The organism is Tautonia rosea (assembly GCF_012958305.1).
Classification (GTDB): Bacteria; Planctomycetota; Planctomycetia; order Isosphaerales; family Isosphaeraceae; genus Tautonia; species Tautonia rosea.
In genome coordinates, this window is sequence record NZ_JABBYO010000059.1 from 1 (window position 1) to 415 (window position 415).

At 71.1% G+C, this 415-nt stretch carries 1 protein-coding gene; it reads right to left on the minus strand.

Going from position 1 to position 415, the window contains the following annotated elements; genetic code table 11:
- On the minus strand, window positions 1-415 hold a 415-nt coding region (locus HG800_RS26825; protein WP_169981484.1), incomplete at both ends, for a hypothetical protein.

Sequence of the window (415 nt, forward strand, 5' to 3'; positions counted from 1 at the left end):
TGGGCGGGGGTTCGTTTCGGGAATCGACGCGGGGAGGATCGGGCCGATCGGCCGAGGGGGGGACGTAGGCGGGGCGGTCGTCGCGAGGGGAGCGGGAGGCGTTCATGAGCTTCGCCTCGCGGGCGAACGTTTTCGAGCGTTCGGAGCGCAGCCGGGTCAGGGCGTTGAGGGATTTGTGGAAGTCGCGGAAGGCGTCGCGGCGGTAGCGGTGGCGGAGCTGGCCGTCCTTGCTGGTGTCGATCAGGGCGGCGACCTCGATGGCGTCGGCCTCGGGGCGGTCGATCTCGTCCCAGAGGATCGGGCGGAGGGTTTCGAGGCGGGCGATCTGGTGGTCGACGAAGGAGCGGAGGCGATCGACGGCGGAGGGGGTGCCGGGGGTGTCGGTGGCGGGTTGGACGGCTTTCGGGAAGGCGGA